This window comes from Moorena sp. SIO3B2 (assembly GCF_010692525.1).
In the GTDB taxonomy this organism is placed as follows: Bacteria; Cyanobacteriota; Cyanobacteriia; order Cyanobacteriales; family Coleofasciculaceae; genus Moorena; species Moorena producens.
On sequence record NZ_JAAHHE010000315.1, the window covers coordinates 1 to 7,005 of the forward strand.

Genomic DNA, 7,005 nt, shown 5'->3' on the forward strand with positions numbered 1-7,005 from the left:
TGTTCAATTGCTGTAAGTCGCACCGACGAATTTTTATCAGAGCGAGCGGATTGTTGAAGTAGGGCTAAGGTATCTCGGTGGTCTTGGTAAGCTTGAGCTAACTGTTCAAGTGCTGTACGTCGCACCCACGAAATCTGATCAGAGCGAGCGGATTCTTGAAGTAGGGGTAAGGTATCTGGGTGGTCTTGGTAACCTTGAGCTAATTGTTCAATTGCAATACCTCGCACCCACCAATGCTGATCAGAGCAAGCCGATACTTGAAGTAGGGGTAAAGTATCTCGATGGTCTTGGTAACATTGAGCTAACTGGTAAATTGCTGTACCTCGCACATCCGAATCAGTATCGGAGCGAGCCGATACTTGAAGTAGGGGTAAGGTATCTCGATGGTCTTGCCAATGGGTGGCTACTCCTACAACAGCTGTAGTGCGTATATAACGGACTAAGAATCCCTGATATTCATACTTTTTATAATCATAATTTAGATCATAGTGAATTAAGTCTTTGAAGCAATTCAGTAATTCAGTATCCGTTGATTTAATATCATACCGATTCCTGACTTCAGACAAACAATCCCCTGCCAGAAATAAATTATGAAACTTATCCCCTTCTCCATCTTTTGCCATCAAATACTCAATAATCTCTCCACCTTTCTTGGAATCAATCATGCCCACAATCAACTTGATCACTTCATGCCAAGATTCATCCTGCCAGTGTTTACCAAATACCTCGTTTTTCAAATGTTCTAGGGAAATTTCCTGTTTTTTTTCAAATTTACTGACAAATTCCCAAGCACAGAAATATTCCAAAAATGTCCGATGCACAAAGGCGTAGTAATCGGCTCCCATGAAACACAAGATAAAATTGCGGGTGCGCAACTGATTAATCATTACCTTAGCAACGGCTCTGGGATTAGTAACCTCCCGTAATTTCAGCTCATCTTTGATAATCCTTTCTAAATCCTCTCCACTAATCAGATTTCCCGCTAACCCTGCTTGATTTCCCTGCATGAAATATGCCACTTTTCCCAGCATCTGTTGCTTATCTTTATAATCAATCGTCTTCGGATCAAGACGATTATCTTCTAGTAATGCTCGCTCCACATCCCATTGATGGAGCAGTAACCGAGAAGCTTGGTTGTAGAGTTCAGAGCGGTCACGAGGCAATTCTTGATTGCGGTTCAGGATTGCCATCATAGTTAATAATAGGGGATTTTGCGCCAGTTGTCGAATCGGGGAGGATGTCTCAATTGCTTTTTGTAAGCGCTCCCGTTTCCTAACTTTATCGGCTTGATTAGTAAAAGTTAACTCATGCCAGTGGTGGATAAAGGTTTGAATTTGTTCCGACTCCAATTCTTGGAGCATAACATGACGAAATTCAGAATTCCGTAGCCGTTGGGGTTTATAACCAATGACGCGAGATGTAACAATTACTCTTACCTTAGGATAGGTATTGGTAAAGCGATGAATATCTGTAATCAGATCTTCTCGTTTCCCTGGCTCAAAGACTTCATCCAAGCCATGGCCGTTGGCCACGCTACGCGAACAAACATCACTAAAGCTTTACCAGCCTTTAACTGGTGATGCAGTTGATGTTGATTGAGATGACATATCGCTCCACTGCTTTGATGGCAGAATTCCAAGAAGTTATTACACTGTCCACTATCGCGATTGCGGATATAGGTGCGTAATTCAATCAGTAAGGGAATTGGTAGAGAAAGGGCAGTAGTCAGATCCGTTCTTGCCCAATTTAATGCTAAATATTGCAGCAAGGTAGATTTACCGGATCCTGGGTCTCCTAAAACCACCAAATAGGGATAGCCTTGAGAGTCATTAATAACAGCCAATACAGATTTAATTGGCTGTTGATGATAAGCGTCTTTAGCTCGTTTAAACTCCTCTATATCAATTGCTATGTCTAGTTGACCACTGTCTCCTAGTTGTCTATAATAATCTTTAGGAAGTTCATGAATAGCTGACGGCATCAGGTCATGAATCTCTCGCACATTTTGGGGGATAAATATCGTCCAGAGTTTTAGTTCGTTATAGGCATAGCCACTGGTATCTAAACTATCCAAGCCCAGATTACCGTAGCGCTCTAGGAGTGCTTCTTGATAGGTGCTTAAGTCAAAGTCTGGGATAATGCCTGCGGTAGCTTTAGTGTTTTCTGCGATCGCGTAGCGTAGCCCTTCGGGCTAATCGCATCCAACGTTTGGGAATCTCGGATAGGCCGTAACTGATCGGATTCTCGGATGATAGTTTGTACTTGCTTGAGATACTGTCTAGCAATATACTTCCAACGAAATTCTTCCGGTAATGGTAATAACTTAAGCTCAAACCAGGTGTTGGCTAATGTCTCAGTATCTATTTGTTGACAGCCATATCTAAAGGCACTTCCCAGGATAGCTTTAATGGATTTGTTTTTAATATACTGCTTGAGGGGTTTAGTATACTGTTTCAATTCTTGCTTGGATAGGTCAGCATCTTCCAATTCCTTTTCAACTAAGGCTACAAATTCTTTTAAGGCTTTACCGAAGAGTTTTTTCTGGGTAGTTTGATCGGATAGTCCAGTATAGTCTTTGATGGATTCTTTGAAAAAGTCTTTGGTGTAGTCTTCTAGAGCTTCTTTGGCCAAGGGACCGATTACTTCTTTGGCGAGATAGCCACCGGCACTAGAAATTCCCCAAACTGCTAACCAATCCAGCATGATATTGGTATTTGTTTTTTAGTTTATCTATTAGTATAGAGCAAAGGGAAAAGGGAGTAGGGAGTAGGGAGTAGGGAGTAGGGAGTAGGGAGTAGGGAACAGCGGATCTGGGAACAGCGGATCTGGGAACAGGGAGCACAGCTGATGGCTGACAGCTGACAGCTGACGGCTAAATGCTTACCGACAGTTGCTAAAATCAAAATCATGAGTCGGAAAAAATTGAGGTAATCTCATGTCTGTTGCCAAACCCTTATTTGAGCAGGTTATTCTCCCTCATCCGGCCAAAGAAACCCTGCCCACCATGTATGATTTACCCAGTGAAGATCCCGAGGAGCCGGGTTTGCCTGACGAATTTCATCTTTGGCAACCACAACTGTGTAGTGAGACCTTTCGCCCTCCCAATTATGAGAGCGATCGCGTTTTTGTGGCCAGTGACTTAAATTTATATTATGACCCCAACCATACCGCTTGGTACAAACGACCGGATTGGTTTGCTGTAGTGGGGATTTCCCGATTCTACCAGGAACGAGAGCTCAGAATGAGTTATGTGATCTGGCAAGAAGAGGTCAGACCAATTGTGGCCATAGAATTGCTCTCTGCTAGTACCAAAGATCAAGACCTTGGTTACAGTGAACGAACGGGAGAACCACCGACCAAATGGGAAGTGTACGAGCAAATTTTAGCTATTCCCTACTATGTCACCTTTGACCGAGTCAGTAACGAATTACAAATCTTTCACTTAGATGAGGGCAGCTATCAACCACAAACATTAGACAATTCCCAATTTTGGATGCCTGAGTTGCAATTGGGTTTAGGACTATGGTTTGGGGAATATCGGGGATTGAATCGGTTGTGGCTACGTTGGTATGATCAACAGGGGAATTGGATTCCCACTGACGCTGAACTTGAACGTCTTCGAGCTGAACAGGAACGGCAACGAGCTGAACTGGCTCAACAACGAGCTGAACAGGAACGTCAAGAGAAGGAACTGGCTCAACAACGAGCTGAACAGGAACACCAACGAGCTGAACTGGCTCAACAACGAGCTGAACAATTAGCAGAACGGTTACGACAGATGGGTATTAATCCCGATGAAATTTAACCCCTGTCTGAGTTGGTGGGTGTATCTCATTAAAGCTGTTTGACCCGGTGGTGGGTTAGATTATGTTCGGATAATTGGGGACAATACTGATAGATTGGCAATCTTTTTCAGTGCTACTGATACTGACGATAATTCCTTAAACGCAGTGCATGGCGAAAATTCGGAAAACCGTTGTGAACACGATTGGGTTAAATCCAGATTACCTGATTCCCGTTCCCAAAGAGACGATTCCGAAAACAGGGATCGGCAAAATTCAGCGCCAGGAATTGAGAAAAAGATTTGAGGCTGGTGAATTCCATGGCTTCTTTTGAAAGGCTGAAGTCAGCAACTTCGAGTCAGGAGTCATAATTTCAAATACCTCTTGTTGTCTTATCGCGTTTTCCATACCTATGAGGTACACAGGATTTTTTACCTGTTCCCTGTTCCCGATTCCCGATTCCCGATTCCCGATTCCCGATTCTGCAACCACCATTGACCTCAAAGCCCTTAGATGCTTTCTCCAGCAGTAGCCTTCCTTTTAAGACGCAGGCTGACCCAGATCATTTGCTTGAGAGGTAAAGGAACCTCTGGGTGCAACCCTTCCGCAATTTCTTCAAAAGTTTTAATTGACCCAGGATAAACAAAAACTGGCCATCCTTCTTTAGCAAGGCAGGTAAACACAGCTGACTCTTCCAGCAGGTAGGTGATCGCCAGGTGCTTTTGCCTTTGGAGAAGCTGCTCTACTTCCTCTTCTTCTGACTGTTCCCCCCGATTAAGATAGGTTTGGGCAAAGGAGTTGACCATCTTTTGAAAAGATTCATCCTGTTGATAAAGACCCTGAAAGTCTTTGTAATACATCTCAAATTCTGATTGCTTCTCTATTTGGGAAGCCATCTGGAACTGGAATTGACAACTTCCAGAGTATTGCTGGAACAAGAAACGGTTTTGATTAATAAAGGTCTCTCCAGTGCGAATTGCCTCCAGCCAAGCTTCATCCCCTTTAAGTCCCTGTCTAACTTCGATTGTCAGTCGATATAAACTGTCCCCAACTAATACTAGGCAAGCTTTGAATTGTTCGCTAATCCATTTTATCAAGGCTTCGATTCGCTCACTATAAACAAAGTTTTTACTTCCCAGACTGATCATGAAAACACACTTTTGATAATCAGACAGGGAGCTACGTAGGCGAGCAGGAGAGACCTTAGCCAAACTTACCTTGTACTCATAAACTTGGGTGATATTGGCAGTAGATTGGGTCAACTTTAAGTCGCGTCTCTTAAGATCGATCGCTTTGCTTATTTTCGATTGAAGCAACTTCAATTGCTCTAGTGAAAGCTGATTCCAGTCAAAATTTTCCATGATCGTTTCTTCGTCCCTGTGGCTACTCATTCTTTTAGATGTTCTTGGCGGCAATCTGGTCAGCTGTCAGCTTACGGCTGACAGCTTACGGCTGAATGCTTACACCCGAATTAAACGTCGGTTTCAAACAATGCAAGGCGCAATCGCTCCGCTGAATCTTCCAGTTCGGCCAGGGACTCCAGGCTAACCGCCACGCTGCGTTCAATCCCTAAAATTTCTGCCGCTTTAGCCACAGATGCTTTTTCTTTGTCATGGTAATTACCATCGGCTCGACACATCTTGATCCCTTGGTACAAAAGGGTTCGACGAAAATTCAGAGGAAAGTCATACTTGAGACTACTCAATAGCTCCTCAACTTTAGCATTTTTCCAATCGAATTGGCGGAGCGCTTCAATGTATTCTTTTTTTTCTTCAGATTCGACTAGCAACATTTCCTGTTCATCAATATACCACTGTAATTCTGCTTCTGCCAATTCCCCATCCGCTCCAGCAATTGCCATTAAAGTACCGCCGTAATTCATGGCTACCTCAAAATCAATTGGTTTAGTAATGTTATATCTCTTATTACCATATGGGGTCGGCTGGAGACTTTTTCCACTTGTCATAGTTTTCCTCTCTGTTTTTGATTTAGGTGTTTTGAGCAAATTTATTCTACCACAAGATAAATTGATGGGATAATGGTGAAAACCCCCTGTTTGTAAAGTTTATAAAACTCAATGCTTTGAGGTTAATAACCTGTAGTTTGAGAAGATTATCAAGAAAACTATCTAATAATTTATAATATAAAACTGTACTAAAATCATAGACTGTTTGTTAAATTTTGCTTAAATTATTTTAGCTATTAGCCACAGGTACCTGTTGGGTAATACAATGAATTCCTCCTCCACCTTCAGCCAGAATCAGACTATTTACACCAACAACCTTCCGCCCAGGGAAAACCTCACGCAGAATAGCAAGGGGAGCATCATCTTGGCTGGAGTCACCAGCAATCGGAACGATTACCGCACCATTAGCAATGTAAAAATTCATGTGAGCAATATCTAAGCCAAGAGGAATCTCAACAATCTCAAACTTACGTCCACGAGCATCAGTACTTTGTTGTAATCGATGCTTAGCATCCCGACAAATCTTGTAATTTGGATCATTCCTATCATCAGTGCTATGGAGTAAGACCAATCCAGGTGCGGCAAATGCGCAAATGCCATCCACATGTCCATCTGTCACCGGATCAGGTACGATACCACGACCTAGCCAAACCACCCTTTCAGCCCCGAGATAGTGCTTCAACACTCTCTCAACTTGAGACTTACTCATGGTGGGGTTGCGATTAGGGTTCAGTAAACATTCCTCAGTGGTGATAATAGTGCCTTCACCATCTAATGTCACACCACCCCCCTCCACCACTAGAGAGGATGAGTACATGGTAGTATCAAGATAGTGAGATAATCGCGCCTTAAGTAAAGCATCGTCCTGATAGGGGGGAAACTTACCGCCCCAACCGTTGAAAGTAAACCCAGCTACCCGACGTGAACCCTTGCCGTTCACCAAAAACATTGGACCGGAATCCCTTGCCCAGCCATCGTTTACGGGAAATTCAATCAGTTCGATATCTGAACTCAACAAGCCCTTAGCCACACCCTTGTCTTGAGGATGAACAACCATCGAAACGGGTTCAAACTCATTGACAGCATTCGCCACTGCTGCCCATTCCCGCCTTGCCTTCTTCAGACCATACCCTTTCCAATTCTGAGCTGGAGGAAACACCATGATCGTGAATTCATGGGGCTGCCATTCCGCTGGAAAGAAAAAGCCATCCTCAAGGGGTGTTGTCTGCTGTAATAACGTAACTCCACTGCTGCTAT

Annotated in this window: 9 protein-coding genes and 1 pseudogene; 3 read left to right on the forward strand and 7 right to left on the reverse strand. The window is 43.4% G+C overall.

Going from position 1 to position 7,005, the window contains the following annotated elements; all coding sequences use genetic code 11:
• From F6K38_RS32220 to F6K38_RS32235, 4 genes are all read right to left on the reverse strand, one after another.
• A partial coding sequence (locus tag F6K38_RS32220) for an NACHT domain-containing protein (protein ID WP_287359153.1) occupies nt 1-1,532 on the reverse strand: 1,532 nt, incomplete at its 3' end.
• Nucleotides 1,475-2,074 carry an NACHT domain-containing protein gene (locus tag F6K38_RS32225; protein ID WP_287359156.1) on the reverse strand — a complete coding sequence of 200 codons (600 nt, stop codon included), beginning with the start codon at nt 2,072-2,074 and terminating at the stop codon, nt 1,475-1,477. The genes F6K38_RS32225 and F6K38_RS32220, both read right to left, overlap by 58 nt.
• 44 nt (nt 2,075-2,118) lie before the next feature.
• On the reverse strand, nt 2,119-2,703 hold the full coding sequence (locus tag F6K38_RS32230) for a hypothetical protein (protein WP_287359158.1): 585 nt from the start codon (nt 2,701-2,703) through the stop codon (nt 2,119-2,121).
• A 23-nt stretch (nt 2,704-2,726) separates the two neighbouring features.
• Entirely contained in the window at nt 2,727-2,909 is a 183-nt protein-coding gene (locus F6K38_RS32235; RefSeq protein ID WP_287359161.1) for a hypothetical protein, read from the reverse strand.
• 48 nt (nt 2,910-2,957) lie between these two features.
• Here F6K38_RS32235 and F6K38_RS44510 point away from each other — a divergent pair.
• The 3 genes and pseudogenes from F6K38_RS44510 to F6K38_RS32245 form a co-directional block, all read left to right on the forward strand.
• Nucleotides 2,958-3,029 (forward strand): annotated as a pseudogene (locus F6K38_RS44510) (hypothetical protein); the annotation flags it as partial.
• Complete coding sequence (locus F6K38_RS32240; RefSeq protein WP_502708061.1) at nt 3,005-3,805, forward strand: Uma2 family endonuclease; 801 nt, start codon at nt 3,005-3,007, stop codon at nt 3,803-3,805. The pseudogene F6K38_RS44510 and the gene F6K38_RS32240, both read left to right, overlap by 25 nt.
• Nucleotides 3,806-3,954: 149 nt before the next feature.
• On the forward strand, nt 3,955-4,116 hold the full coding sequence (locus tag F6K38_RS32245; RefSeq protein ID WP_229420232.1) for a hypothetical protein: 162 nt from the start codon (nt 3,955-3,957) through the stop codon (nt 4,114-4,116).
• Between the two features lie 175 nt (nt 4,117-4,291).
• Here F6K38_RS32245 and F6K38_RS32250 read toward each other — a convergent pair whose 3' ends face one another.
• The 3 genes from F6K38_RS32250 to F6K38_RS32260 all read right to left on the reverse strand — a co-directional run.
• Nucleotides 4,292-5,143, reverse strand: a complete 852-nt coding sequence (locus F6K38_RS32250) for a tRNA-dependent cyclodipeptide synthase (protein ID WP_071106673.1) — start codon at nt 5,141-5,143, stop codon at nt 4,292-4,294.
• A 110-nt stretch (nt 5,144-5,253) separates the two neighbouring features.
• Nucleotides 5,254-5,748: a tellurite resistance TerB family protein gene (locus F6K38_RS32255; RefSeq protein ID WP_287359163.1), complete on the reverse strand. Its 495-nt coding sequence runs from the start codon at nt 5,746-5,748 to the stop codon at nt 5,254-5,256.
• Nucleotides 5,749-5,977: 229 nt separating this feature from the next.
• Nucleotides 5,978-7,005: agmatine deiminase family protein (locus F6K38_RS32260; protein WP_287359165.1), on the reverse strand; the 1,028-nt coding region annotated here is incomplete at its 5' end.